This window comes from Actinoplanes cyaneus, from assembly GCF_016862095.1.
Lineage (GTDB): Bacteria > Actinomycetota > Actinomycetes > Mycobacteriales > Micromonosporaceae > Actinoplanes > Actinoplanes cyaneus.
Map to the genome: position 1 here is coordinate 34,517 of NZ_BOMH01000028.1, position 25,782 is coordinate 60,298.

Sequence of the window (25,782 nt, forward strand, 5' to 3'; positions counted from 1 at the left end):
CCGTGCGTTCCTAGCTCTGGACGAAGGCCGAGACGGTACGCGCGGGGACTGTGAACGTACCGGACGCCGGGGTGAACGACGCGGTCCGGACCAGCGGGTCGGCCGAGGACTGCTGCACCGGGTGTACCGCGATCCTCGCCCCGGCCAGCGACGGCACCCGCTGCGTGGCGGCCGAGGCCGTGGAGTTGAAGACCACGGTGATCGACTTCCACTTCCCGTCGAGGCCGCGGGCGTCCAGCGTCATCGTGATCACGCCGGGCGTCTCGTCCTTGCCGGAGAGCGGGAACGCCACCCGCCGCTGCACCTCGGCAGCGGTGGCCAGGCCGAAGACCGGCGACGACCGGCGGATTCTCAGCAGCTCCTGGTAGCGGCTGTCGGCCAGGCCGATCGCCGCGCAGTCCGGTGTGAGGGCCGGGTCGGCGAGCAGCGGCTTCGCGTACTGCCATTTCGCCTGGTTGTCGGCCGCGGGCGGCAGTCCCCTGCCGAAGCCGTTGCCCCGGGTGCAGTCCCATTCGATCTCGTTGAACCAGTCCCCAGAATTGAACGAGTTGCGGTCGAGCGACTTGGAGCGCAGCCGCTCGCTGCCGGCCGCCACGAACCCGACGCCCTGCCCGAGGACGGTGGTGGCCAGCGCCACCGACTGCGAACGGGCCCGGTCGGTGGCCGGGGTCGCCTGCGGCAGCTTGTACGCCATCGCGTCGTACAGGATCTCGTTGTCGTGCGCGTCCACGTAGGTGATCGCCTCGTCCGGCGCGGCGGTGTAACCCGCCGGTGAGCCGTTGTAGTCGACCTGCGACCCGGTGACGACGGTGCCGGACGAGTCGGTGAACGAGTACCCGGCGAGGTTGCCGGTCAGACCGACCTTGATCAGGTCCTGGTAGTGCCGCAGCCGCGCCCGGTCCGCGCTCGAGGAGCTCTCGGCCAGCCCCGACGCGAAGCCCTGGACGCGCGGGTCCTCGTCGAACGGCCCGCCGCCGCGGACCGCGTCCCGGAGCCGGTCGTTGAACGTGCCGATCCCGGTGCCGGCCATGTTGACCTGGGTGGCCTGGACGAAGCGGGCGTTGTTCGCCACCTCGCCGAAGTTCCAGCCCTCGCCGTAGAGGTAGATGTTCTTGCCGTCGACGCCGTCACGTGCCGGGGTGAGCTTGTCCAGCGCCTTGCGGACGGCCAGGATGTTCGCCTTCGGGTGGTGGCCCATCAGGTCGAAGCGGAACCCGTCGACCTTGTACTGCTTGGCCCAGGTCACGATCGAGTCGACGACGAGCTTGCCCATCATCGCGTTCTCCGGCGCGGTGTTGGCGCAGCAGGTCGAGTCGGCCACCGTGCCGTCGGCGAGCAGCCGCTGGTAGTAACCGGGGACGATCTGGTCGAGCACCGACTTGTCGTCGACCCCGGCCGCCGACGTGTGGTTGTAGACGACGTCCATCACCACGCGCAGGCTGGCGTTGTTGATCCCGGCGACCATGGTGCGGAACTCCCTGGTGCGCCCGGCCGGGTCGACCGCGTAGCCGCCCTCGGGGACCGTGTAGTGCAGCGGGTCGTAGCCCCAGTTGTAGCCGTCCCGGTCCGCGACCTTCGCGATGCACGCCTGCTGCTGATCGGAATCGGGCGGCAGGGAGGCCAGGTCACACGGCGGCTGGGCCTGGTCCGCACGGTTCTCGGGGATGGTCGCGAAGTCGAACACCGGCAGCAGGTGCAGGTGCGTGACGCCGGACCTCCCCAGGTCCGCCAGGTGTTTCATGCCCGCGGAAGAACCCGTGAACGCCGCGTACGTGCCCCGCTGGGCAGCCGGCACCGACGAATCGGAGATGGAGAAGTCCCGTACGGACAATTCCTGGATCTGGATCTTCGCAGGCGCGGTGGCGGCCGGCTTCTTCAGCGAGCTCCACCCCGCCGGGGCCAGCGCCGGGTCGTTCAGATCGGCGAACCGGCTCAGCCGGGAATCCGTCGACAGGGCCACCGAGTACGGGTCGGTCACCGACGCCGTGACGATCCTGTCGACGGCGGGCTGCCAGGCCGTGACCCGGAACTTGTAGTACTTGCCGTAGGTCGCGCGGGGAACGGGCAGGGACCAGACGCCGGTCCGGTCGTTCCTGGTCATCGGCGTGACCACGGGATTCGCCCCCACGGCGTCGTAGACCTCCAGGTCGACGCTGCGAGCGGTCGGCGCCCAGACGGACACCTTGCCGTTGACGTAGCCGAGGTCCGCGTCCACGGCCGGGGAGTAGACGTCGTCGAGCACGCCGGCGGTCTGCACCCCCGTCGCGGCGAGCAGCTTGCCGGTGGCGTCCCGCTCGGTGACCACGACCTGACCGCGCAGGATGTCCTGGATGCCGGACGGCGGAACCGTGAAGGCGCCGTACTGCCAGAGGTGCGGGAAGCGGGAACGCTGCGCCTCGGTCAAGCCGTTGCGTCGCGCGCTCAACCGCACCGAGGAGAACGAACCGGTCAGCTCACCGTCCGCGACGCCGATCCCGCCGGTCGGCGAGTGGACCAGGTCGTAGACCTTGCCGTCGGTCCCGGCGCCGACCTCCTGCAGCGTCGTGCCGGTGCTGGTCTTCCAGGCGATCGTCGAGCGGTCCATCCAGACCGCCGACTCCTTGGTCACGTCGATCGTCCCGCCGCCGCCCGCGCTCTTGACCAGTGGCAGCAACCGGTTCGCCTGCCCGGCGAGCAGCCAGACCTCGTGTCCCGACTCGGCGAAGGTGAGCCGCTGATCCGTGGGCAGATCCTTGGTGTCGCCGTTGTGGAGGATGTAGTTCAGCCCGGCCGCGCCTTCGGCGAGAGGAACCTCGAAGACCGCGCCGTACGAGTCGATCCGCGCCGGCTTCAGCGGGCTGCCCCAGTCCGTGCCGGTCGCCGCGCCGTCCCAGACGTGCAGGCCCCAGCCGTCGTAGTTCCCGTCCGCCTTACGCCAGTGGATGACCGCTTTCGATCGGTCCTGTTCCACTGCCGGCGGGGTCGTGTAGACGGCGGGGTCGCCCTGCTTGAGCCACACCTCCGGGTTCTTCGCCGGATCCAGTGCACGGTCGGCGTCGGTGTCCTTCACGCCGTCCTTGCTCACCACGACGAACCCGACGCTCTTGGCGTTCGGGGCGAGCTTGACGTACGCGAAGCGGCCGTACGCGTCCTCGCCCGCGAAGGGCTGACCGGCGGGCCACGTGGTGGACATCGACGGGTCCACGTCGCCCCAGGTGTAGAGGCCGTAGTCGTCGTAGCCGCCGGCCGGGCGCTGGTAGTGCACGATCGCGTAGTCGACGGTCGAGGGTGCTGCCGCCGTACCCACCGTGATGGTCGTGGCCGAGGAGGCGAGGCGCCCCTTGCTGTCGCGCACCACCGCTTTGTACCGCACGGGCGTGCCGCCGGCCAGACCGTCGAGGTCGTGGTAGATCCGGTACGGCGCCTTGTCCGCGGTGCCGAGCAGCTTCCACGGGCCGTTGCCGGCCTGCGCCGCGAAGGTCACCGTGGCGAGCGGGTCGCCGGTGGTCTCCGCGGTGAGCTCGGTGCGGGTCGCGACCGGGGTGCCGGCGGCGGGCTTGAGGCTCACGGTCGGCGCGGCGGCGCTTTTCTCCACCGGGGTGCCGGCGCGGAGGACGAGCGTGCCGAGGGCGGGCACGGTGATCGTGATCCGGCCGTCGGCCCCGGCGGTCACCGGCGACGACGCGCCGTAGAGGCCGGTGAAGGTGGCGCCCGGCGACGAGGTCGCGAAGCTGACCGTCCGGGCGGTGGTGGCGTTGTTGGCCGCGACCACGTACTCGGCCCGCTTCGACGTGTCGGTGCGCGAGACCGCGAAGACGCTCCCGGACGCGTAGCGGGTCGTCTGTACGCCACTGACCAGGGCCGGGTTCGCCTTGCGGAGCTTCGCGAGCGACGCGATCGTCCGGTAGAGCGGGTGCGAGGTGTCGTAGTTGTCCACCGCGTGCGTGCGGTCGGTGCCGATCAGGTCGTCGTCCAGGTAGTCCGCGGACTTGCTGGCGAACATGTCCTGACGGGCGTCCTTGTCGCCGCCCGGCCCGGTGAAGCCCTGCTCGTCGCCGGAGTAGACGACCGGCTGCCCGCGGGTCAGGAACATCAGCTCGTGTGCCAGTCGGTCGCGCTGGAGCTGGGTGTCGGCGGTCGCGGTGCTCGCGATGAACGAGCCGATCCGGCCCATGTCGTGGTTGCCGAGGAACGTCGGCAGCCGATCGGCACCGGTCGTCGCGGTGGTGTAGAGGTCGTCCTTGGCGTAGACGTCCGACAGCGCTGTCGCGGTGCCGGCGCCGGCGACGAACGCCTGCGCCGCCGCCTGGAACGAGAAGTCCAGCGTGGCGGGGAGCTCACCCTGCCGTACGTAGGTGGACTCGATCTCCTGATCGGCGCTGTAGACCTCGCCGAACATGAAGAAGTCGTCCTTGCCGGCCTTCTTCGCGGCCTTCTGGATGCCCTGCGAGAACTGCGGCCAGAAGTCCAGGTCGGTGTGCTTGACCGTGTCGAGGCGGTAGCCGTCGATGCCTGTCGAGCCGATCCAGTCGGCGTAGATCTTCGTCATCCCCCGGACCACCTCGGGACGTTCGGTCCACAGGTCGTCGAGGCCGTAGAAGTCGCCGTACTCGCTGTTCTCGCCGGAGAACGTGGAGTCGCCGCGGTTGTGGTACATGTTCACGTCGTTCAGCCAGGCCGGGACCTTCGCCGTGGCGTCCGATTTGTTCGCGAAGATCGGCGTATAGGGGTAGCTGGTGACATCGGTGTGCGGGAATCGGCCCGAGGAGGCGTAGTTCCGGTCCTCGAACGGCTGGCCCTCGGTGTCCGTGTACGGCGAGGTCGTCTTGTCGACGTACGAGTACTTGTTCTCCTGGTACTTGATCACGTCAGCCGTGTGATTGACGATGATGTCCAGGAAGATCTTCATGCCCCGCCGGTGCGCGAGCGTGACCAGCCTCTTCAGGTCGGCATTGGTCCCGAAGTGCGGGTCCACCTGCGTGAAGTCGGTGATCCAGTACCCGTGGTAACCGGCTGAGATGTCGTTGCCGCTGCCCTGCACCGGACGGTTCTTGAAGACCGGCGCGAGCCAGATCGCGGTCGTCCCCAGCCCCTGGATGTAGTCGAGCTTGTCGATCACACCCTTGAGGTCACCGCCGTGGTAGAAGCCCTTGTCAGCAGGGTCGTAGCCGGTCGCGAGCCGGTCGCCGGCGAGCCCGCCCCGGTTGTTGGCCCGGTCACCGTCGGCGAACCGGTCCGGCAGGACGAAGTAGTACTGCTCGCTGGTCGCGGGCCGGTCGGAGCCCCAGTTGGCGATGACCGACGCGCTGGGCTCCGCGGGAGCCGCGGTCGCCTCGCCCGCCGGGACCACGAGAAGTGGGAGGAGAAGGCTGAGCAGCGCGGTTCCCCACCGCGATGGACTCGATGCCACTATGCACCCTTCCGATCGGGAGTTCTTCCATGTCGATACATCAATCGGTGCGGGCTCATCCTTTCACCGCGCCGGCGCTCAGGCCCTCCACGATGTAGCGCTGCAGATACAGGAAGACGCCGACGGTCGGGATCGCGGTGAGCAGCGTGCCGGCGCAGAACATCCCGAAGTTGGTGTTCCGGTCCGAGCCCTGCACCAGGCCGTAGAGGCCGACCGCGAGGGTCTTCGAGGCGCCGTCCCGCAGGAACAGGTTGGCCAGCAGGAACTCGTTGATCGTGCCGATGAACGCGAGCAGCCCGGCGACCGCGATGATCGGCGAGACCAGTGGCAGCAGGATCCTGAAGAAGATCCCGGTGTGCGAGGCGCCGTCCACGGTGGCCGACTCGTCGAGCTCCTTCGGCACGGTGTCGAAGAAGCCCTTCATCAGCCAGGTGTTCACGCCCAGCGCGCCGCCGAGGTAGAGCAGGATCATGCCCCACCAGGTGTTGAAGCCGATCCCGGGCCACAGGTCGGTGATCTCGGAGAAGATCAGGAACAGCGCGACGACGGCCAGGAACTGCGGGAACATCTGGATCAACAACAGGAACAGCAATCCCGTACGGCGTCCCGTGAACCGCCGCCGGCTGAACGCGAACGCCGCGAGCGCGGAGAGGAAGATCGACGTCAGGCTGGCCAGCCCGGCGATCATCACCGAGTTGAGGAACCAGTGCGGGAAGCTCGTGCCGGAGAGCAGCCGGGTGAAGTTGTCCAGCGACGCCCCGCTCGGGACCAGGGTGCTCGACGACAGCGTGCCCAGCGGGTTCAGCGCCGCCGACAGCACGAACAGGATCGGCCCGAGCGAGAAGATCACCGCCAGCACGGCGACCAGATGACGCCACCCGGTGTCACGAAACCACTTCATGAATACACCTCCTCCTGCGCGCGGGTGCGGCGGAAGCTCACCGTGGAGACCACGGCCACGATCAGGAAGATGAAGATCGAGATGGCGGCGGCGAAGCCGTACTGGGCGCCGGAACCACCGAAGGCCAGCCGGTACGTGTAGGTGATCAGCAGGTCGGTGGCGCCCGCGTTCGGGTTGTCGGCCGGGAACGGGCCACCCTCGGTGGTCAGGTAGATCGCGTTGAAGTTGTTGAAGTTGAACGCGAACGACGAGATCAGCAGCGGCGTCAGCGCGACCAGCAGCAGCGGCAGCTTGATCGCCCGGAACGCCTGGAACGGGCCGGCGCCGTCGACCTTGGTGGCGTCGGTCAGCTCGGCCGGGATCGCCTGCAGCGCCCCGGTGGTCACCAGGAACATGTACGGATAGCCGAGCCAGAGCTGGACCAGCAGCACCGCCAGCTGCGCGGTGATCGGTGTCCCCAGCCAGTCGACGTGGATGCCGAGCACGTTGTTGATCAGGCCGAAGTCGGTGTTGAACATGTCCCGCCAGACGAGCAGCATCGCGAACGACGGCATGGCGTAGGGCAGGACCATCAGGATCCGGTACAGCCCGCGGAACCGCATCCGGGTCGACTGCAGCGCGATCGCGCAGCACATGCCGAGCAGGAACGTGCCGCCGGTCGAGCCGATCGCGAACACGAAGTCCCAGATCAGCGTGCCCAGGAACGACGACGCGATGGTGTCGTCGGTGATCACCCGGGTGAAGTTGGCCAGCCCGACGCCGACCTTCCAGCCCTGCGCGAGCCGGTCACCGTCCTCGGCGACGAACGCGCCGATCGCGTCGTCGGCCTTCCACACCTTGCCGGTGGCCGTGTCCCTGATGCTGTCCGAGGCAGGATCAAAGGCACGAACAGCCTTTCCCTCGTACGCGCGGGAAAGCCCCGACGACCGGATGGCGCCCGTGCTGGTCGGCACCGCGAAGTCGGTGATCTCCCTGCTCCGGGCGCTCGCCTGCCCGGCGGTGAGCACCGTCCAGCCCGTCGGCGGGTTCTCGCCGACCGGCTTCAGCCCGGTCGCGTCACCGATCGACACCTGGCCGGACTTCGGATCGGTGATCAGGAACGCCAGCGCGTCACCCTTGGTGATGATCTTGAGCTGGTACTCGGTGGAGCCGGGCACCCGGGTCACCGAAGCGGTCTGGATGGCGGTGATCGCTTCGGCCTTGCTGCCCCGGTGACCGTCCCCGAAGTTGGTGAACGCGGTGCTCGCCGTGTAGAGCACCGGGAAGATCTGGAACACGACCAGGAAGATCGTGCCCGGGACCAGGTACTTCGCCGGGACGTGCCGCGGCGTGAGGTACAGGTAGAGCAACCCGGCCGTGGCCGCCACCAGCAGGCCCAGACCGGCCCAGTACTCGGCCTGCACCAGCGGGAACGCGGCCCAGACGGCGATCGCGACGACAAGGCCGAGCAGGACGATCTTGATGCCCTGGCCCAGGGCCGAGGCACTCTTCTCGTCGGGGGCGGGAAGGGCCCGCGTGGCGGGCCCCTCGAGCAGCGTCGTCATTACTTGGTGATCGCGGCCGAGATGGTCTTGGCCGCGGCGTCGACAGTGGCCTTGGCGTCGGCGCCACCGATGACGGCGGCCTCGGCCTTGCCGAACGGCTCCCAGATGGCGGCCATCTCGGGGATCGCCGGCAGCGGAAGGGCGTTCTTCCCGGCGTCGGCCCACTTCGCCACGTCCGGGTCGGTCGCCTTGACCTGGTCGAGCGCGGTGGTCAGCGCCGGCGGGCGCGGGTCCGCCTGGTAGAGCGCGACGGCCAGCTCAGGGGTGGTCACGTAGTTGGTGACGAACTCCTGGGCGAGCGCCTTGCTCTTGCCCTTCGCCGCGACGTAGAAGGTCTGCACGCCGAGGAACGGGGTGGCCTCCTTGCCGCCGGCGAACGGCGGGACGGCGCTGATGTCGTACGCGATGCCGGCCTTCTTGGCGTCCGCGGTCGCCCACGGGCCGGAGACCAGGAACGCGCACTTCTTGCCGGTGAACGTGGCGACCGCGTTGTCCGGGGTGATCGAGCGCTTCAGGGCGCCGTCACCCTTCTCCCCCAGCGACCGCAGCTTCTCGAACGCGGCGACCGAGCCCGGCTTGCCGACCCCGAGGTCCTTGGCGTCGTAGTCGCCGCTGGAGGTGGTGCCGAACAGGTAACCGCCGGCCGAGGCGTAGAGCGGGTACGCGTGGTAGGCGTCCCCGGTCGGGCCGGACTGCAGGCAGAGGATCTCGGAGGCTTTCTTCGCCGCCACCAGCTTCTTGCCCTGCGCGACCAGGTCCTCCATGGTGGCCGGGGCGGCCGGGGCCAGCTCGGTGTTGCGGATCAGGCCGAGGTTCTCGGTCGCGTAGGGCACGCCGTACGTCTGGCCGTTGAAGGTGACCGCCTTGAGCGCGCCCGCCTGCAGGCCGGTCTTCTGCGCGTCGGTCAGCTGGACCGGGTCGATGGCGCCGTTCTGCACCAGGTTGCCGATCCAGTCGTGCGCGCCGACCATCACGTCCGGGCCGCTGCCCTGCTGGGAGGCGGTGAGGAAGGTGGTCTGCTGGTCCTTCGAGATCGCCTGGATCTTGACGGTGACGCCGTTCTCCTGGCCGAACTTGTCGGCGAACGGCTTGAGGGCGGCCGAACGCTTGTCGTCGGCCCAGATCACCAGCTCGCCGCCGGCCTTGTCGGCGGACGGGGTGCTGCTGGGCGTCTCTGTGCTGTCGCCACAAGCGGCGGCGCCGACCAGGCAGAGCAGGCTGGCCGCGATCACTCCGGCGGTGCGGATGCGCATGGTGAAGCTCCCGTTCTTATACGGATTCAGCGCTACAAAAGGGATGACCTGGGCGCGAAGACAGCTCAGCGCCCACAGGATGGGTAAGGTGACGTCCTTGTTGCGGGGACGTTAGCAAGCTCTTGCAGTCAATGGAAGAGCTTGCAGAGCGCTGACCGGAAACGGCGCGGCACTACAGTGGCACCATGCGTGCACGGATGGCGGACATCGCCCGTCAAGCCCAGGTCAGCGAGGCGACGGTCTCTCGCGTCATCAACGACCGTCCCGGCGTCTCCGCCGAAACCCGGCAGGCGGTCCTCACCGCTCTCGACGTGCTCGGCTACGAGCGCCCCGAGCGGCTGCGCAAACGCAGCGCCGGCCTGGTCGGCCTGGTCGTGCCCGAGCTGGACAACCCGATCTTCCCGGCGTTCGCGCAGGTCATCGAGTCGACGCTGGCCCAGCAGGGCTACACGCCGGTGCTCTGCACCCAGTCCCCCGGCGGCGTCACCGAGGACGAGTACGTGGAGATGCTGCTCGACCGGCAGGTCTCCGGCATCGTCTTCGTCTCCGGCCTGCACGCCGACACCACCATGGACGTCGAGCGCTACCACCGGCTGATCGAGCGGCCCCTGCCGATCGTGCTGGTCAACGGGCACACCGACGGCATCGCCGCCCCGTTCGTCTCCTGCGACGAGCAGATGGCCGGCGACCTCGCCGTCCGCCACCTCGCCTCCCTCGGCCACCGCCACATCGGCATGATCTCCGGGCCGCACCGGTTCAGCCCCGTCCAGCGCAAGCTCGCCGGGTACCGCGCCGCCATGCAGCGCGAGCTCGGCATCCTCTCCTCCGAGGCGGACGACCTGGTCGAGCTGACCCTCTTCGGCGTCGAGGGTGGTGAGGTCGCGGCCGAGCGACTGCTGACCAAGGGCGTCACCGGCATCATCTGCGGCTCCGACCTGATGGCGCTCGGCGCGATCCGGGCCGCCCGCCGGCGCGGGATGGACGTGCCCGGCGAGGTCTCGATCATCGGGTTCGACGACTCGCCGCTGATGGCGTTCACCGACCCGCCCCTGACCACCCTGCGCCAGCCGGTGGCGGCCATGGCGGTGGCGGCGGTCCGCTCGCTGGTCGACGACATCAACGGGCACGGTTCGCCCAGGTCGGAGTACCTTTTCCGGCCCGAGCTGGTGGTGCGCAACTCGACGGCGATGGCGCCGGCCCGGCGGGCCCTGACCGCCGACATCTCCGCAGCCTGAGCCCCGCCGATCCGGCCGGCGGCGGGTCGCCCTCACCCGCCTCCTGCGCGACATGCCGACCGTCGGCACTCGGCCGCCCTGCGTCGTCTTTGGAAGAAACTTGCTGCAAGTTCTTGCGCGAAATGCGTGATCAACATGACGGACGCGCGGGAGAGCGTGTTCTTGGACTCCTTCACGCGACCACCATCATCGCAGCCCGCGCCCCTTCCCGCCGGAAACAGCCCCGGGATGTACGACGTTTCCGGTCATCCACCGCAAGGACATGCGCTCCGCTTGCAACGCGGCGCAGGGCGAACGAGCCGTGGGCAGCACTGTTCACGGATTGTTGATGTGACCCGCGCCACTGCGCGTCCCGGGTGTTGATAAGCGAGCCATAAGGGCGACGCTGACGCGGAGCGGACAACCTGATCCACAGGATGACCGGCATGCACAGATCTGCGGGCAGGACCCGAGTCGCGGTGATCTTCGGCGGGCGCAGCGCGGAGCATGACATCTCCTGCGGGTCCGCCGCGTCGGTGTTGCGGTTCCTCGATCGCGGCCGGTACGAGGTGCTGCCGATCCGGATCGCCCGCGACGGGGTCTGGCAGATCGGCACGGACACCGGCACGTCCGCGGTCTTCCCGGCCGGCTCCACCTCACCGCTGACCAGCATGATCGCCGCCCTCGGCGCGCTGCGCACGGCCGACGTCGCGTTTCCGGTGCTGCACGGGCCGTTCGGCGAGGACGGCACGGTGCAGGGTCTGCTGGAGACGGCCGGCATCCGGTACGTCGGCAGTGGTGTGCTCGCCAGCGCGACCGGCATGGACAAGCAGTTCACGAAAACGATCGTGGCGGCCGAGGGCGTCGCGGTGGCCCCCGGCGTCGTGCTGCGCGACGGGGACGACGACGTGACCGATCCGGATCGGGAACGGCTCGGGCTGCCGGTCTTCGTCAAACCGGCCCGTGGTGGCTCCAGCGTCGGGGTCTCCCGCGTCGACGACTGGGCCGACCTCGAGCAGGCCCTCGTGCTGGCCCGTAAGCACGACACGAAAGTCCTGGTGGAAGCCGCGGTCGACGGCCGGGAGGTGGACCTCGCGGTGCTGCAACGCACGGACGGGACGCTCGACGTCGGGCCGGCGCTGGAGATTCGTCACGGGGCGTCGTTCTTCGACTTCGACGCCAAGTACACGCCGGGCGCCGCCGAGTTCGTCATCCCGGCCGATCTCGATCAGGTTCAGCGGGGGCAACTCGAGGACGCGGCGCGGCGGGTGTTCACGGCGCTGGGCTGTGCCGGGCTCCTGCGCGCCGACTTCTTCCTGACCGCGGGCGGAGTGGTGCTGAACGAGGTCAACACGCTGCCCGGGCTGACCGAGCTGTCCCAGTTCCCGCGGATCTGGCGGGCGGCCGGGATGCCGTACCCGGAACTGCTCGACCACCTGCTGAGCACCGCTCGATGACCCGCGCGGTCATCGACCTGAACGCGATCGAGCACAACACCGCACTGCTGCTGCGAGCCGCCGCGGGCGCCGGCGTGATGGCCGTGGTCAAGGCGAACGGATTCGGTCACGGCAGTGTCGAGGTGGCCCGCGCGGCACTGGCCGGCGGCGCGTCCTGGCTGGGCGTGACGTCCTGGGCCGAGGCGCGGGAGCTGCGGGCCGCCGGGATCCGGGCGCCGATCCTCATGTGGTTGTACGGGCCGGACGACGTACCCCCCGACGCCGACGTCGATCTCTCGGTCAGCTCGACGCTCGCGCTGGAAGCCGTGGCCCGCGCCGCGCGACGCCGTGGCCGGCCGGCGGTCGTGCACCTCAAGGCGGACACCGGGCTCTCCCGCGGCGGCGCCACCGCCGCCGAGTGGCCACATCTGCTCACGGTCGCCGGCAAGCTTCAGGCCGAAGGATCGATCACGGTACGCGGGGTCTGGTCCCACCTCGCGACCGCCGAGGACCCGGCCGACCCCGGGCTGGCCCGTCAACTGATCGCCTTCGGTCACGCCCGCGCCCAGGCCGCCGCGGCGGGCTTCGACCGGCCACTGGTTCACCTGGCCAACTCCGCGGCCGCGCTCCAGGTGCCGCAAGCGCGCTTCGATCTCGTCCGGGCGGGGATCGCCCTCTACGGCGTCGAGCCGGTGCCCGGGCGCACGTTCGGGCTGCGGCCCGCGATGACCTGGGAATCCACTGTCATCCTCACGAAGCGGGTCGGCCCGGGCGCCGGGGTCTCCTACGGTCACGACCATGTCGTCGGCCGTGAGACCACGCTCGCGCTGGTGCCGGTCGGATACGCGGACGGCGTGCCCCGGCGGGTGGCCGGGCGTGCCGAGGTCGCCGTGCACGGCCGGCGATGCCCGATCGTCGGGCGGATCGCCATGGACCAGGTCGTCGTGGACGCCGGGGACCTGCCGGTGCGCGCCGGGGACCGGGTGGTGCTGTTCGGGCCGGGAACCGGCGGGGAGCCCACGGTGGCCGAGTGGGCGCGCTGGGCGGAGACGATCCCGCACGAGATCCTGACCGGCATCGGGCCGCGCGTCCGGCGCGTCACCCGGCCGGGTCCGGCGGCTGCCGGTCGTCGTGCAGAGCCCGCTGGACCACCCAGTAGACCTGGTCGGCGGTGAGGCCGTAGCGGTAGGCGATCGCGTTCACGTCGTGACCGTCCGCATACTCGGCGACGACGGCGTCCTCGCACGGAAAGGCGGGCGGCGGCTGCGCGGTGTAGGGCTGAGCCGGCTGATAGACCTGCGCGGGCTGACCGGCCGGCGGGGGCTGGGGCGGGTAACCAGGAGGCGGCTGTTGCGGGTACCCGGCCGGAGGGGGCTGTGGCGGGTAACCGGGCGGCGGCTGTGGCGGATAGACCGGCGGCGCGTAGTAACCCGGTGGCGCGTAGTGGGGCGCGGCCGGCGGATACTGCGCCGGGGCGGCGGGGCCCACCTCGCCCTGGACCACCGCATACACCTGCGCCACGGTCAGGCCGTACCGCGCCGCGATCGCTTCCACGGGGTGACCGTCGCCGAACTCGGCGACGATGCGGTCCGCCCAGCTCGCGTCTGCTTCGGTCACGTCGTCAACCTACTCGGCGCGCACCACCGCCGTACCGGAGCAATCGCGGCCGCGAGCAGGGCGGACCGTGAGGGGAAAGGTCAGCTCAGCCAGGTTGTCAGATTGTGCAGGGCCGTGCGAATCTCCGGAACCGGGACGAACTCGCCGTCCGTGTGGGCGAGCAGCGGGTCGCCGGGCCCGTAGTTGACGGCGGGGACGCCCAGCGTCGCGAAGCGGGACACATCCGTCCAGCCCAGCTTGGCCTGCGGCTCGCGGCCGACGAGCTCGACGAACTCCTTGGCGGCCGGCTGGTCGAGGCCGGGACGCGCGCCCGGGGCCCGGTCGGTGACCTCCAGCTCGAACCCGGCGAAGACCTCGCGGAGGTGGGCCTCGGCGGCGTCGGTGTCCCGATCCGGCGCGAAACGGTAGTTCACGAAGATGGTGCACAGGTCCGGGATGACGTTGCCGGCGATCCCGCCCTCGATCTTCACCGCGTTGAGCCCCTCGTGGTACTGCAGACCGTCGACGATCGGCTGCCGCGGCTCGTAGGCCCGCAGGATGTCGAGGACCCCACCGGCCGAGTGGATCGCGTTGCTGCCACGCCACGAGCGGGCGGCGTGCGCGGCCACGCCCGGCACGGTGATCTTGACGCGCATGGTGCCCTGGCAGCCGCCCTCGACGGTGCCGTCGGACGGCTCGCCGAGGATCGCGAAGTCGCCGGCCAGCCACTCCGGATGATGGCGGACGAGACGGCCCAGCCCGTTCAGCGCGGCGGCGACCTCCTCGTGGTCGTAGAAGACATAGGTGACGTCGTAGCGCGGCGCGGTCAGGACAGCGGCAAGCTGGAGCATGACGGCGACGCCGGCCTTCATGTCGACGGTGCCGCGGCCGCGCAGGAGCTCACCGTCCTCGACGACCGGCAGGTTGTTCGCGATGGGCACGGTGTCGAGGTGACCGGCGAGCACCACGCGGGTCGGGCGGCCCAGCGTCGTCCGGGCGACCACGGCGTCACCGTCGCGCAGCACCTCCAGGTGGGCGAAGCCGCGCAGCGCGCTCTCGACAGCGTCGGCGAGCTGCTTCTCGTCGCCGCTGACCGAGGGGATGTCGCAGAGGACGCGGGTGAGGGCGACCACGTCGCCGGTGAGATCGAGATCAGCCATGATGTAATATTATCAGAGACGAAGAATTATTATGCGTACGGTCCCGGCCCGGGCCCCGCGGTGGCATCGCCGCGGCGATAGGGTCTTGGGGCCCGCGCGAAGCGAACGAACGAGGAGTAGGTGTGCCGGAGAGTGACGAGCCGACCCGGCTCTGGGGTGCCCGTTTCGCCGGTGGGCCGGCGGAAGCCCTGGCCCGGCTGAGCGTCAGCGTCCAGTTCGACTGGCGGCTGGCGCCGTATGACCTGCTCGCCTCCCGGGCCCACGCCCGCGTGCTGGCCAACGCGGGCCTGCTCGACGCGGAGGAGCTGGGCAGGATGCTGGCCGCGCTCGACGACCTGGAGCAGGCGTGCGCGACCGGCGAGTTCCGCCCGACGATCGAGGACGAGGACGTCCACACCGCCCTGGAGCGCGGCCTGCTGGAGCGTCTCGGCACTCTCGGCGGCAAGCTGCGCGCCGGCCGGTCCCGCAACGACCAGGTCGCCACCGACCTGCGGCTCTACCTGCGCGATCACGCCCGCGGCGTGGCCGTTGCGCTGATCGAGCTGGCCGACGCGCTCACCGAGCAGGCGGCCCGCAACGTCGACACCCCGGCGCCCGGCATGACCCACGTGCAGCACGCCCAGCCGGTCAGTTTCGGCCACTGGCTGCTGGCGCACGTGCAGCCGCTGCTGCGCGACCTGGAGCGCCTGCGGGACTGGGACGTGCGCACCGCGATCAGCCCGCTCGGCTCCGGCGCGCTGGCCGGCTCGTCGCTCCCCCTCGACCCGGCCGCCGTCGCCAAGGAACTGGGCTTCTCCGCCCCCGCGGCGAACTCGATGGACGCCGTCGCCGACCGTGACTTCGTCGCCGAGTTCCTCTTCACCACCGCCCTGATCGGCGTCCACCTGTCCCGCCTCGGCGAGGAGGTGGTGCTCTGGACCTCCACCGAGTTCGGCTGGGTCGAGCTCGACGACGCGTTCGCCACCGGTTCGTCGATCATGCCGCAGAAGAAGAACGCGGACATCGCCGAGCTGGCCCGGGGCAAGAGCGGGCGGCTCATCGGTGGCCTGGTGGCCGTGCTGACCATGCTCAAGGGCCTCCCGTTGACGTATGACCGGGACATGCAGGAGGACAAGGAGCCGGCCTTCGACGCGGTCGACACCCTGGAGCTGCTGCTTCCGGCGCTGGCCGGCATGATCTCCACGATGACCGTCCGGGTGGACCGCCTCGCGGCCGCCGCCCCGGTCGGCTTCTCCCTGGCCACCGAGGTCGCCGACTGGCTGGTCCGCCGGGGGGTGCCGTTCCGCGACGCCCACGAGATCACCGGCAAGCTGGTCGCCCTCTGCTCGGCGCGCGAGTGCGAGCTGGAGGATCTGACCGACGACGACCTGACGACGGTCAGCGACCACCTCGACCCGTCGGTGCGCGAGGTCCTCTCCGTCTCGTCCGCGCTGGCGGCCCGCACGACGCCGGGCTCGACCGGCCCGGGCCCGGTCCGCGATCAGCTCGCCACCGTGCAGCACAAGCTGGACACCTGGCGGCAGTGGGCGGTCGAGAAGGCCGTTCCGCGCTGACGTCCGCTCGTCCGGTGGGCCTCGGCGTTCGTCACGCCGGGGCCCGCTCCCGTCCACGGCCGGCAGTGTCTGCGTCCACCAGCGCGCTGAAGGACAGCCACAGGCAGAGCAGGCCGGCGGGCATGACGACCAGTCGCGCGACCGGGCCGACGGTGGTGTCCGCGGAGATCAGCAGCAACCCCAGCACGGCGAGAACCGTGGTGCCGGGCCGGACCCGGTGCAGGACGGCCAGCTGGACGAAGAGCGCGACCAGACCGGCGATCAGCAGGAGCGGCCCGAAGCCGTACAGCACGGGGTGCACGCCGGGAATCCGGAACGCCTGCTCGAACAGCTCGTTCATCCGGGCCCGGTCTGGCGCGGCGACCCCGACGACGATGTCCACGACCATTTGACCGAGAACGGCCAGCAGCCCGGCGGCCGCGACGACAGCGCCCGCGGTCGCGGCCACGGCGGCCCGGCCCGACCCTCCAGCCCGGCCGGCTGGGTTATGCCGGGCTGGAGCTGTCGGAGCCGACGACTCTCCAGCCCGGGGTGACCCTCCAGCCGGGCGCGACCCTTCCGCCCGGGGTGACCCTCCAGCCGGGCGGGACCCTCCGGCCCGGCGCCACAACTCGGTGATGATCAGGCCGAACAGTCCCCACCCGACGATCCACACCGCATGTGCCGCGACCCAGCCGGCGCCGGCGCTGCGGCTCCCGCCCAGCCGCATGATCGCCCAGCCGGCGAGGACGCCGACCGGCGCGAGCAGCAGCGCCGTGCCGGTCGGACCGGGCCGGGCCCGAGCCACCAGGGTGAGGCTCACTCGGCGTCCTTGAGGATGCGCTCCACGGTGGCGACCCGCACGTCCATCTCGGCGAGCTGGTTCGTGACCTGGGCCAGGCGGCCCGCTGTCTCCTCCTGGGTCGCGACGGCCCGCTCGGCGATCTGCCGGAGCTCGGTGTCGCGCGCCATCGCGGCCTTGGCGCGGCGGCTCGCCCCGAACTGCCAGATCACCACCACCGTGATGGCGCCGACCACCAGGAGGAGCGCCATTTCTTCGACAAGGTAACTGGGCATTCTGCTAGTCCTTTTCGACGTCGTTCGGATCGGTCAGTGTCAGGGCCGCGGCGGCCAGCGCTTGTGGGGTCAGGTGCAGCTCGAACGGCGTCACCTCGTAGAACTTCATCGCCTTGCCGTCCTCGGAGAGCTCGAGCGTGGCCGAGACCAGCCCGGCCTTCTCCAGCCGCTTGAGGTGCACCTGCAACAAGGCTCTGCTGATGCCGAGCTCGCGGGCCAGCTGACTGACGTAGTTGCGGCCGCCGGCCAGGGCGGCCAGGACCCGCATCCGATGTGGGTTGGCGAGGGTGGCCAGCACCCCTACCAGGTCGTCACCGGTCAGATCGTCCGTCTGCATAACTGCTCTCGGCACGTGCAAAAGATTATTGGCAGGTGCTAGAAGTGTCAACTGTGGACGTCGATGTTTGTTGCTTGCCAGGCGGGCCCCCGCGCTGGTCCCTGTTGCTGCCGCCAGTCGCGGTGGCTCGATGGTTGCGGCGGCTTGCCAGGCGGCCCCCGCGCTGGTCGCTGTTGCTGCCGCCGGTCGAGGCGGGCGGATGGCTAGCCTGCTCCAGCGGTACGCCGGTGAGCGCGCAACCGGCTGGCGCCTACGGTCGTATCCGAGCCGCGAAACAACCGTGAGCACCAGCCGCGACCGCCCAGCTGGCACTCACGGTCGTAACTGCACCGCGAAACGACCGTGAGGGCCAGCTGCGGGCGGTCGGCTGGTGCTCACGGTTGGAACGTGGGACTGAAACAGCCATCAGCGCCAGCCGCTGACGTCGGGCTGGCGCTGATGGCTGTTGTGCGGGCTCGGAACGCCCGGCGGCGAGGAGCTGGCGGCGGGCTACTCGGCGGGGTGGGCGGCGAGGCGGGCGATGCTGCCGGGCATGGCGTACATGTGGGCGAACGCCCGGGCCTGCTCGCCGGTCCAGGCCGACGAGCCGTGGCCGTAGACGATGCCGGCGCGGGTGGCGGCGTCCAGCAGGCTGTACGGGCTCTTGCTGCCCAGCAGCACGATGGTGCCCTTGTGCAGCAGCACCCGGACGGTGCCGGTGACGCGGGTCTGGCTGGAGTCCAGGAACGCGCGGAAGTCGTCCATGATCGGGTCGAAGTAGACGGCCTCGTGGAGCAGGTCGCCGTAGGTGTTGCCGAGCGTCGCCTTGGTCGCCTGCTGACGGTTGGAGAGGACGAGTTTCTCCAGCTCACGGTGGGCGGCGATGAGGATCAGCATGCCGGGCGCCTCGAAGCCGACGCGGGCCAGGTTGCCGACCATGGTGGAGCCCATGTGGATGCCGCGGCCGACGCCGTGCTCGCCGCCGAGGACGTTGAGCGCCTGCAGGATCGCGTAGTTCGGCGCGTCCGCCTCGACCAGCGAGTCGCCACCGGCGTAGGTGGCCGTGACGACCTCGCCCTTCTCGAAGGTCAGGTGCAGCTCGACACCCTGGTCGGGGGCGTCGGCGATCGACCTGGTGTAGGTCCAGGCGTCCTCGGGGAGATAGTCCCAGCTCCCGTACGTCTCCTCGCCGCCGATCGAGGTGCCGATGAGCCCCTCGTTGATCGAGTACTTCTTGACCTTCTCGCTGACCGCGAAGCCCCGGCTGCGCAAGAACTCGGCCTCCTCCTCGCGGACCAGGCGCTCGTCGCGTACCGGCGTGATGATCTCCAAATGCGGCGCGAGCGCCCGGATCACCGCGTCGTAGCGGACGTGGTCGGCGCCGGCGCCGGTCGAGCCGTGCGCGACCGCGTCCGCCCCGACCTGTAGGGCGACCTCGACGACCTTCTCGGCCTGGATCAGCCGCTCGGCGCCGACACACGACGGGTAGGCACCGTTGCGCAGGTAGTTCGCCTTGATCGCGTACGTGACTACGCGGTCGTACAGCTCGGAACGCGCGTCGACGACGTGGTGCTCGACGGCGCCCAGCTCCTCGGCGCGGGCGGACACGACCTCGGCCTCACCGCTGTGCAGGCCACCGGTGTCGATGTTGGCGGTCACCACGTCCCAGCCCTTCTCGCGGAAGTCCACGAGGGCGTACGAGGTGTCCAGCCCACCGGAGAAGGCGAGAACGATCTTGCGCTTGGTCATCGGGACAGTTCCTTCTGGAGAATCGGCACGTACGTCTTCCCGTCCTGGCGGACGTGGCCGGGCGGCAGGACATAGAACTCACAGTCCCCCGCCTCAATGGCCTTCTGCATCGTCTGCTGCCGTTCGTAGTCGAACGGGTCGAGCAGGAACGAAGGCTCGGGAAGCACCGCGCCGGCGGGCAGGGTGAGGTCGGACTGGTAGACGAACGAGCCCGGCGAGGTGTGGAACGGGACGGTCGCGACCAGGACCTTCAGCGCGCCGAACTCGGTGTGGACCTTCAGCGCGCTGTTGTCGTACTGGGTGACGCCGTCGAGCTTCTGCGCCCGGTACGCCGAGAGCGCGAGCGCCTTGGCCGCCTTGCCCAGCCCGACCGCCGGCATCAGCGACCACAGTGACCAGCCGACCCAGCGGCCGGGCTCGGCCGAGGGCGCCGCGCAGTACCCGCCGACCGGCACCGGCCCGGTGTACCCGCTGGCCCGCATGTCCTCCTGCACCTTGCGCAGCAGCTGCTTGACGTCGGTGTCGAAGCGGAACGTGGACCGCTCGACCATCGCCGCGAACTCCTGCTGCGGCAGGCTCGCGATCAGCGCCGCGGCCGGCATCAGGATCAGGTCGACCATCACCCACTGCGGCATCGGGATGCCCCGGTCACCGAACGCGATGCCGTTGATCACGTTGAACAGGTTCAGGAACTCCCGGACCGACCAGTCGCGCTCGGACGTGTCGGTGAAGTCGAGCCAGTTCAGCTTGTAGCCGTACGGGAGCTCGTTGAGCTGCGGCCGGACCGTCTCGTTCGAGGCGAGGAAGAACTCCACGCCGAGCCCGGCGAGCTTGCCGGTGTGATCGGCGAAATCCGGGAACCGGGTCTCCACCGAGGGCGGGAAGATGGTCATCGGTCCTCCAGGTTGTTGTCCGCCCGGCTCCAGTTGTCGAGCTTCGCGGCGAGGGCGGCGCCCGACGTGGGCCCGGCGTCACGGGCCACGACGAGGATGGTGTCGTCGCCGGCGATGGTGCCGACCACGTCCGAGAGCCCGGAGCGGTCCAACGCGCTGGCCAGGAACTGCGCGGCGCCGGGCGGCGTGCGCAGGACCGCGATGTTGCCGCTCGAGTCGACACCCGTCAACAGTTCCCGCAGCAGCCGGATCAGCCGGGCCGGGCCCTGACCGGTGGTCTCGCGCAACGGCCGTTTGCCGTCCTCGGGGATCAGGTAGGCGCCGCTGACCTTGACCGCGTTCAGCTCCTCCAGGTCGCGGGAGAGCGTCGCCTGGGTGACCTGCACGCCTTCGGCGGCGAGCAGGTCGGCCAGTTCGGTCTGGGAGTGCACAGTGCGGCTCCGGATCAGCTCCACGATCCGGGCGTGCCGCCCCGCGCGTGTGACCGGAGAGCTCATCGCGCCGCCCCGCTTCGCTCCGCGCCGGGACGAGCCTGGAAACCGAGCCCGATGACGGGCTCCCCGCCGCCGCTCATGCCGCGTTGACCGCCACGAGCCAGGCCAGCAGGGCCTTCTGCGCGTGCAGGCGGTTCTCCGCCTCGTCGAAGACGACACTCTGCGGGCCGTCCATCACCTCGTCGGTGATCTCCTCGCCGCGGTGCGCCGGCAGGCAGTGCAGCACGATCGCCTCCGGTGACGCGACGGCGAGCAGCTCATCATTGATCTGGTACGGCCGGAACGGCGTGAGCCGGTCCTTCCCGTCACTCTCCTGGCCCATCGACGTCCAGGTGTCAGTGGCGACCACGTGCGCGCCGTCGGCCGCCTCCCGCGGGTCGCGCAGCACCTCGACCGAACCCCCGGTCCACGCCGCGATCTCCGACGCGCGCCCGACCACGGCCGGGTCCGGGTCGAAACCGGAGGGACCGGAGACCCGCACGTGCATCCCGGCGGTCGCCCCGGCCAGCAGGTACGAATGGGCCATGTTGTTGGCGGCGTCACCGACGTACGCCAGGATCCGGCCCTTCGTGGTTCCGAATCGCTCCCGGACGGTCAGCAGATCGGCGAGCAACTGGCACGGGTGGTACCCGTCGGAGAGCGCGTTGATCACCGGCACGCCGACCCCGGAGGCCAGCTCGGCGAGCCGCTCGTCCTCGAAGGTGCGGTAGACCATGGCACTCACGTAGCGTGACACGACCCGGCCCGCGTCGGCGAGACTCTCGCCGCGGCCGAAGTGCGTGTTCTGGGTGTCCACGATGATCGGCTGGCCGCCCAGCTCGGCGATGCCGGCCTCGAACGACAGCCGGGTGCGCAGGCTGGCCTTGTCGAAGAAGACCGCGACCGAGCGCGGCCCGGCCAGCGGCGTGAAGCCGAACCGGTTCGCCTTCATCTCGGCGGCCAGGTCGAGGACGTCGGACTGCTCCTGCGGGGTCAGGTCGTCGTCACGGAGGAAGTGGCGCAGAGTCACCGGATACCGTCCAGGGCAGCGATCAGGGCGTCGGCCTGACCGGAGGAGATGATCAGGGGCGGGGCGAGCCGGATGACGTCCGGTTTCGCGGCGTTGACCAGGAAACCCGCGTCGCGCAGCCGTGCCGCGAGGTCGGCGGAGTTCGGCTGGTCGAGGACGATGCCGAGGAGCAGCCCGGCGCCGCGGACCTTCTTCACGTACGGGTGGTTCAGGCCCTCGATCCCCCGCCGGAGCTGCTCGCCGATCCGCTTGACGTGGTCGAGCAGTCCCTCGCCGGCGATCGTGCGGACCACCGCGAGGCCGGCCGCACACGAGACCGGGTTCCCGGCGAACGTGCTGCCGTGCAGGCCGGGCGTGAGCAGGTCGGCGGCCGGGCCGAACGCGATGCAGGCGCCGAGCGGCAGGCCACCGCCGAGCCCCTTGGCCAGCGTCACGAGGTCCGGCTCGACGCTCTCGCCCTGGTGGTGGAACCAGTGGCCGGTGCGCCCGATGCCGGTCTGGATCTCGTCGAGCACGAGCAGGGCGCCGTGGCGGGTGCAGATCTCCCGGGCCGCGCTCAGGTAGCCGGCGGGCGGGACGATCACGCCGTTCTCGCCCTGGATCGGCTCGAGGATCACCATCGCCGTGTCCGCGGTGACGGCCGCTTCGAGGGCGCTGACATCGCCGTACGGGATGTGGCTGACCTCGCCCGGCAGCGGCCGGAACGGATCCTGCTTCGCGGGCTGGCCGGTCAGGGCCAGCGCCCCCATGGTCCGGCCGTGGAACGCGCCCTCGGTCGCCACGACGTGGGTCCGGCCGGTGAGGCGGGAGATCTTGAAGGCGGCCTCGTTGGCCTCGGCGCCGGAGTTGCAGAACAGCACCCGGCCTGGCCGCCCGGCGAGCGCGAGGAGCAGCTCGGCCAGGGCGACCGACGGCTCGGAGACGAAGAAGTTGGAGACGTGCCCCAGCTGCTGGATCTGGGCGGTGACCGCGGCGACGACGGCCGGGTGGGCGTGGCCCAGGGCGTTGACGGCGATGCCGCCGAGGAAGTCGACGTACTGCTTGCCGTCCTCGGCGGTGAGCACCGCGCCCTCGCCCTTGACGAGGCCGATCGCCGGCGTGCCGTAGTTGTTCATCATGCTCTGCTGCCAGCGTTCGGACAAAGTGCTCATGACGGGACCACCATCGTTCCGATTCCTTCTTCCGTGAAGACCTCGAGCAGCGTCGAGTGGGCGACCCGGCCGTCGACGACGTGCGCCGACGGGACCCCGCCGCGCACCGCGCGCAGGCACGCCTCCATCTTGGGCACCATCCCGGACTCCAGGGACGGCAGCAGTTTCTCCAGCGCGTCCGCGTCGATCTCGCTGGTCAGCGACGACGTGTCCGGCCAGTTGGTGTAGAGGCCCGGCACGTCGGTCAGGACGACGAGCTTGCGGGCGCCGAGCGCGACTGCCAGCGCGGAGGCGGCGGTGTCCGCGTTCACGTTGTGCGTCACCCCGGCGGCGTCCGGCGCGACGGTGGCGATCACCGGGATGCGACCGGCCGCGATCAGGTCGTCGACCGCCGACGTGTCCACCTTCTCGACGTCACCGACCTGGCCGAGGTCGACCGCCTCGCCGTCGATCGTCGCGCCGCGGCGGACCGCGGTGAACAGGCGGGCGTCCTCACCGGAGAGGCCCACCGCGTACGGCCCGTGCTGGTTGATCAGGCCGACCAGCTCGCGACCGACCTGGCCGGTGAGCACCATCCGGACGATCTCCATCGTCTCCGGCGTGGTGACCCGCAGGCCGCCGCGGAACTCCGACTCGATGCCGACCCGCTGGAGCATGCGGTTGATCTGGGGGCCGCCGCCGTGCACGACGACCGGCTTGATCCCGACATGACGCAGGAACACCATGTCCGCGGCGAAGGCGGCCTGGAGCGATGCGTCGATCATGGCGTTGCCGCCGTACTTGATCACGATCGTCGCGCCGTGGAAACGCTCCAGCCAGGGCAGCGCCTCGATCAGGATCTCTGCCTTCTGATGCGCTTTCACGAGGAGTACGCCGAGTTCTCGTGGACGTAGGCGTGCGAGAGATCCGTGGTCCAGATGGTCGCGCTCATCTCGCCCTCGCGCAGGTTGACCACCACCTTGACGTCGCGCCCGGAGAGGTCGACCTTCGTCCGGTCCTCGGCCGCGGCGCCGTTCTTGCACACCCAGACGCCGTTGATCGCGACGTCGATCCGGTCCGGCTCGAAGGCGGCCGACGTGGTGCCGACCGCGGCGAGGATCCGGCCCCAGTTCGGGTCGTTGCCGAAGAACGCCGTCTTCACCAGGTTGTTTCCGGCGATCGAGCGGCCCACCTGCACCGCGTCAGCCTCGCTCGCGGCGCCGGCCACCTCGATGGCGATGTGCTTGGTGGCGCCCTCGGCGTCGGCGATCAGCTGCTGGGCCAGGTCGTGGCACACCTCGGTGACCGCGGCGGTCAGCTCGGCGAGCGTGGGCTGCCGGTCCGAGGCGCCGCTGGCCAGCAGCAGCACGGTGTCGTTCGTCGACATGCAGCCGTCGGCGTCGATGCGGTCGAAGGTGACCCGGGTGGCCGCGCGCAGCGCCGCGTCGAGGGTCTCGTTGTCCGCCGAGGCGTCCGTGGTGATCACCACGAGCATGGTGGCCAGGGCCGGGGCGAGCATGCCGGCGCCCTTGGCGATGCCGCCGACCGACCAGCCGTCGCGCTGGGCGACCGCGTTCTTGGCCACCGTGTCGGTGGTCATGATCGCCTCGGCCGCCCTCGGGCCGCCGTCCGCGGACAGGGCCTTGACCGCGGCGTTCACGCCCGGGAGCAGTTTGCCCATCGGGAGCAGCTCGCCGATCAGGCCGGTCGAGCAGACCGCGATGTCACCGGGGCCGATCATCAGCTTCCGCGCCGAGCGCAGCACCGACGCGGTGTGCTCGGCGGTGGCGTGCGTGTCGCGGAAACCCTGCGAGCCGGTGCACGCGTTCGCGCCGCCGGAGTTGAGGACGACCGCGCGGATCACGCCGCCCTTGAGCACCTGCTGGCTCCACAGCACCGGCGCGGCCTTGACGCGGTTGCCGGTGAAGACGGCGGCGGCGGTGTAGTCGGGGCCGTCGTTGACGACCAGGGCGACATCGGGGTTCCCACTGGTCTTGAGCCCGGCGGCGACGCCGGAAGCCTTGAAGCCCTTGGGATGGGTGACGGTCACGGGGCCACTCCGAAGACGCTGAGGCCGGCCGTCTCGGGCAGGCCGACCATGATGTTGGCGTTCTGCACCGCCTGGCCGGCGGCGCCCTTGCCGAGGTTGTCGAGCGCGCTGACCACGATGATGCGGCCCGAGTCGACATCGACGGTGGCTTGCAGGTGGCACGAGTTGGAACCGGCGGTGGCGGCGGTGTGCGGCCAGACGCCCTCGGGCAGGACGTGGATGAACGGCTCCTGCGCATACGCCGCCTGCAGCGCCTCGCGCGGGTCGCCGCCGTTGAGCCGCCTCGCCGTGATCGTCGCCAGGATGCCGCGCGGCATCGGCGCCAGGATCGGGGTCATCGACAGCGACGCGGCGCCGGTGGCCTGCTTGATCTCGGCGACGTGCTGGTGCGCCCCCACCTTGTAGGGCGACAGGTCACCCATGATCTCGCTGGCCAGCAGGTTCACCCTGGCGTTGCGCCCCGCGCCGGACGTGCCGGAGCTGGCCACCACGACCACGTCCTCCGGGTCGGCCACGCCGGAGGCGATCAGCGGGGCGAGGGCCAGGATGATCGTGGCCGCATAACAACCCGTGTTGGCCACCCGGTCGGAGGCCTTGATCGCCTCCCGGGCGCCGGGCAGCTCGGGCAGCCCATAGGTCCACGTGCCGGCGTGGCCGCCGCCGTAATACCGCGTCCACTGCTCGGCGCTCTCCAGCCGGAAGTCGGCGCCCAGGTCGACGACCTTAACCCCGGCCGGCAACTGGGCCGCGACCGCACCCGACTGCCCGTGCGGCAGGGCCAGGAAGACCAGGTCAGCCTCACCGAGCGTGGCCGCGTCGGTGGTGCCGAGGGTCAGGTCGAGCCCGGCCAGCTGAGGGTGCACGGACGTCACGTGCTGACCGGCCTGACTGTGCGCGGTCGCCGCGATCAGGTCGAACCCGGGGTGGCCGGCCAGCAGGCGCAGCAACTCCCCGCCCGCGTAACCACTTGCCCCGGCGACCGCTACCCGGACTCCCATAAGAACACCTACCTCCGCATGACTATGCAAAGAACCGTATC

At 70.4% G+C, this 25,782-nt stretch carries 21 protein-coding genes; 4 read left to right on the forward strand and 17 right to left on the reverse strand.

Annotated features, from left to right (window positions below; all coding sequences use genetic code 11):
• Positions 1-10: 10 nt before the first annotated feature.
• Genes pulA through Acy02nite_RS18055 form a run of 4 tightly spaced genes read right to left on the reverse strand, consistent with a single transcriptional unit; the run spans position 11 to position 9,087 of the window.
• Positions 11-5,389: a pullulanase-type alpha-1,6-glucosidase gene (gene pulA, locus Acy02nite_RS18040; protein WP_203742075.1), complete on the reverse strand. Its 5,379-nt coding sequence runs from the start codon at positions 5,387-5,389 to the stop codon at positions 11-13.
• A 55-nt stretch (positions 5,390-5,444) separates the two neighbouring features.
• Entirely contained in the window at positions 5,445-6,290 is an 846-nt protein-coding gene (locus Acy02nite_RS18045; RefSeq protein WP_203742077.1) for a sugar ABC transporter permease, read from the reverse strand.
• Positions 6,287-7,834, reverse strand: coding sequence for an ABC transporter permease subunit (locus Acy02nite_RS18050; RefSeq protein WP_203742079.1), 1,548 nt, complete (start codon positions 7,832-7,834; stop codon positions 6,287-6,289). The genes Acy02nite_RS18045 and Acy02nite_RS18050 overlap by 4 nt, the downstream gene beginning before the upstream one ends.
• Positions 7,834-9,087, reverse strand: coding sequence for a sugar ABC transporter substrate-binding protein (locus Acy02nite_RS18055; RefSeq protein ID WP_203742081.1), 1,254 nt, complete (start codon positions 9,085-9,087; stop codon positions 7,834-7,836). Before Acy02nite_RS18055 ends, Acy02nite_RS18050 begins: the two co-directional genes overlap by 1 nt.
• Positions 9,088-9,272: 185 nt before the next feature.
• On the opposite strand from Acy02nite_RS18055, the gene Acy02nite_RS18060 reads away from it, so the two are divergent.
• The 3 genes from Acy02nite_RS18060 to alr all read left to right on the forward strand — a co-directional run bounded on the left by Acy02nite_RS18060 (position 9,273) and on the right by alr (position 12,912).
• Positions 9,273-10,322: a LacI family DNA-binding transcriptional regulator gene (locus tag Acy02nite_RS18060; RefSeq protein ID WP_203742083.1), complete on the forward strand. Its 1,050-nt coding sequence runs from the start codon at positions 9,273-9,275 to the stop codon at positions 10,320-10,322.
• A gap of 425 nt (positions 10,323-10,747) precedes the next feature.
• A complete protein-coding gene (locus Acy02nite_RS18065; protein WP_239174978.1) occupies positions 10,748-11,758 on the forward strand; it encodes a D-alanine--D-alanine ligase family protein in 1,011 nt (336 codons plus the stop codon).
• A complete protein-coding gene (gene alr / locus Acy02nite_RS18070; protein ID WP_203742086.1) occupies positions 11,755-12,912 on the forward strand; it encodes an alanine racemase in 1,158 nt (385 codons plus the stop codon). Before Acy02nite_RS18065 ends, alr begins: the two co-directional genes overlap by 4 nt.
• On the opposite strand, the gene Acy02nite_RS18075 is transcribed toward alr, so the two are convergent.
• Positions 12,836-13,354 carry a hypothetical protein gene (locus tag Acy02nite_RS18075; RefSeq protein ID WP_203742087.1) on the reverse strand — a complete coding sequence of 173 codons (519 nt, stop codon included), beginning with the start codon at positions 13,352-13,354 and terminating at the stop codon, positions 12,836-12,838. The two genes, alr and Acy02nite_RS18075, sit on opposite strands and share 77 nt — an antisense overlap.
• A gap of 80 nt (positions 13,355-13,434) precedes the next feature.
• Positions 13,435-14,493: a succinyl-diaminopimelate desuccinylase gene (gene dapE / locus Acy02nite_RS18080; RefSeq protein WP_203742088.1), complete on the reverse strand. Its 1,059-nt coding sequence runs from the start codon at positions 14,491-14,493 to the stop codon at positions 13,435-13,437.
• Between the two features lie 122 nt (positions 14,494-14,615).
• On the opposite strand from dapE, the gene argH reads away from it, so the two are divergent.
• Positions 14,616-16,046, forward strand: a complete 1,431-nt coding sequence (argH, locus tag Acy02nite_RS18085) for an argininosuccinate lyase (protein WP_203742089.1) — start codon at positions 14,616-14,618, stop codon at positions 16,044-16,046.
• 31 nt (positions 16,047-16,077) lie between these two features.
• On the opposite strand, the gene Acy02nite_RS18090 is transcribed toward argH, so the two are convergent.
• From Acy02nite_RS18090 to argC, 11 genes are all read right to left on the reverse strand, one after another.
• A complete protein-coding gene (locus Acy02nite_RS18090; protein ID WP_203742090.1) occupies positions 16,078-16,848 on the reverse strand; it encodes a hypothetical protein in 771 nt (256 codons plus the stop codon).
• Positions 16,845-17,102 carry a hypothetical protein gene (locus Acy02nite_RS18095; RefSeq protein ID WP_203742091.1) on the reverse strand — a complete coding sequence of 86 codons (258 nt, stop codon included), beginning with the start codon at positions 17,100-17,102 and terminating at the stop codon, positions 16,845-16,847. The genes Acy02nite_RS18090 and Acy02nite_RS18095 overlap by 4 nt, the downstream gene beginning before the upstream one ends.
• Before the next feature lie 4 nt (positions 17,103-17,106).
• Positions 17,107-17,439 carry an ArsR/SmtB family transcription factor gene (locus tag Acy02nite_RS18100; protein ID WP_203742527.1) on the reverse strand — a complete coding sequence of 111 codons (333 nt, stop codon included), beginning with the start codon at positions 17,437-17,439 and terminating at the stop codon, positions 17,107-17,109.
• A gap of 489 nt (positions 17,440-17,928) precedes the next feature.
• The gene (gene argG, locus Acy02nite_RS18105) at positions 17,929-19,167 is read right to left on the reverse strand and encodes an argininosuccinate synthase (protein ID WP_203742092.1); all 1,239 of its coding nucleotides are present in this window, start codon (positions 19,165-19,167) and stop codon (positions 17,929-17,931) included.
• Positions 19,164-20,060: a hypothetical protein gene (locus Acy02nite_RS18110; protein WP_203742093.1), complete on the reverse strand. Its 897-nt coding sequence runs from the start codon at positions 20,058-20,060 to the stop codon at positions 19,164-19,166. The genes argG and Acy02nite_RS18110 overlap by 4 nt, the downstream gene beginning before the upstream one ends.
• The gene (locus Acy02nite_RS18115; RefSeq protein ID WP_203742094.1) at positions 20,057-20,557 is read right to left on the reverse strand and encodes an arginine repressor; all 501 of its coding nucleotides are present in this window, start codon (positions 20,555-20,557) and stop codon (positions 20,057-20,059) included. The genes Acy02nite_RS18110 and Acy02nite_RS18115 overlap by 4 nt, the downstream gene beginning before the upstream one ends.
• A 73-nt stretch (positions 20,558-20,630) precedes the next feature.
• The gene (argF, locus tag Acy02nite_RS18120; protein ID WP_203742095.1) at positions 20,631-21,563 is read right to left on the reverse strand and encodes an ornithine carbamoyltransferase; all 933 of its coding nucleotides are present in this window, start codon (positions 21,561-21,563) and stop codon (positions 20,631-20,633) included.
• On the reverse strand, positions 21,560-22,714 hold the full coding sequence (locus tag Acy02nite_RS18125) for an acetylornithine transaminase (protein WP_203742096.1): 1,155 nt from the start codon (positions 22,712-22,714) through the stop codon (positions 21,560-21,562). The genes argF and Acy02nite_RS18125 overlap by 4 nt, the downstream gene beginning before the upstream one ends.
• Complete coding sequence (gene argB, locus Acy02nite_RS18130) at positions 22,711-23,577, reverse strand: acetylglutamate kinase (protein ID WP_203742097.1); 867 nt, start codon at positions 23,575-23,577, stop codon at positions 22,711-22,713. The genes Acy02nite_RS18125 and argB overlap by 4 nt, the downstream gene beginning before the upstream one ends.
• A complete protein-coding gene (gene argJ, locus Acy02nite_RS18135) occupies positions 23,574-24,743 on the reverse strand; it encodes a bifunctional glutamate N-acetyltransferase/amino-acid acetyltransferase ArgJ (RefSeq protein ID WP_203742099.1) in 1,170 nt (389 codons plus the stop codon). The genes argB and argJ overlap by 4 nt, the downstream gene beginning before the upstream one ends.
• A complete protein-coding gene (gene argC, locus Acy02nite_RS18140; protein WP_203742100.1) occupies positions 24,740-25,741 on the reverse strand; it encodes an N-acetyl-gamma-glutamyl-phosphate reductase in 1,002 nt (333 codons plus the stop codon). Before argC ends, argJ begins: the two co-directional genes overlap by 4 nt.
• Positions 25,742-25,782: the final 41 nt, after the last annotated feature.

Bases quoted from the DNA above. Each gene is read 5' to 3' on its own strand.
- Acy02nite_RS18045 (WP_203742077.1), bottom strand. From the start codon at position 6,290: ATGAAGTGGTTTCGTGACACCGGGTGGCGTCATCTGGTCGCCGTGCTG.
- Acy02nite_RS18110 (WP_203742093.1), bottom strand. From the start codon at position 20,060: ATGACCATCTTCCCGCCCTCGGTGGAGACCCGGTTCCCGGATTTCGCC.
- alr (WP_203742086.1), top strand. From the start codon at position 11,755: ATGACCCGCGCGGTCATCGACCTGAACGCGATCGAGCACAACACCGCA.
- Acy02nite_RS18125 (WP_203742096.1), bottom strand. From the start codon at position 22,714: ATGAGCACTTTGTCCGAACGCTGGCAGCAGAGCATGATGAACAACTAC.
- Acy02nite_RS18065 (WP_239174978.1), top strand. From the start codon at position 10,748: ATGCACAGATCTGCGGGCAGGACCCGAGTCGCGGTGATCTTCGGCGGG.
- Acy02nite_RS18100 (WP_203742527.1), bottom strand. From the start codon at position 17,439: ATGCAGACGGACGATCTGACCGGTGACGACCTGGTAGGGGTGCTGGCC.
- Acy02nite_RS18060 (WP_203742083.1), top strand. From the start codon at position 9,273: ATGCGTGCACGGATGGCGGACATCGCCCGTCAAGCCCAGGTCAGCGAG.
- Acy02nite_RS18055 (WP_203742081.1), bottom strand. From the start codon at position 9,087: ATGCGCATCCGCACCGCCGGAGTGATCGCGGCCAGCCTGCTCTGCCTG.
- Acy02nite_RS18095 (WP_203742091.1), bottom strand. From the start codon at position 17,102: ATGCCCAGTTACCTTGTCGAAGAAATGGCGCTCCTCCTGGTGGTCGGC.
- Acy02nite_RS18050 (WP_203742079.1), bottom strand. From the start codon at position 7,834: ATGACGACGCTGCTCGAGGGGCCCGCCACGCGGGCCCTTCCCGCCCCC.
- dapE (WP_203742088.1), bottom strand. From the start codon at position 14,493: ATGGCTGATCTCGATCTCACCGGCGACGTGGTCGCCCTCACCCGCGTC.
- Acy02nite_RS18115 (WP_203742094.1), bottom strand. From the start codon at position 20,557: ATGAGCTCTCCGGTCACACGCGCGGGGCGGCACGCCCGGATCGTGGAG.
- argC (WP_203742100.1), bottom strand. From the start codon at position 25,741: ATGGGAGTCCGGGTAGCGGTCGCCGGGGCAAGTGGTTACGCGGGCGGG.
- argG (WP_203742092.1), bottom strand. From the start codon at position 19,167: ATGACCAAGCGCAAGATCGTTCTCGCCTTCTCCGGTGGGCTGGACACC.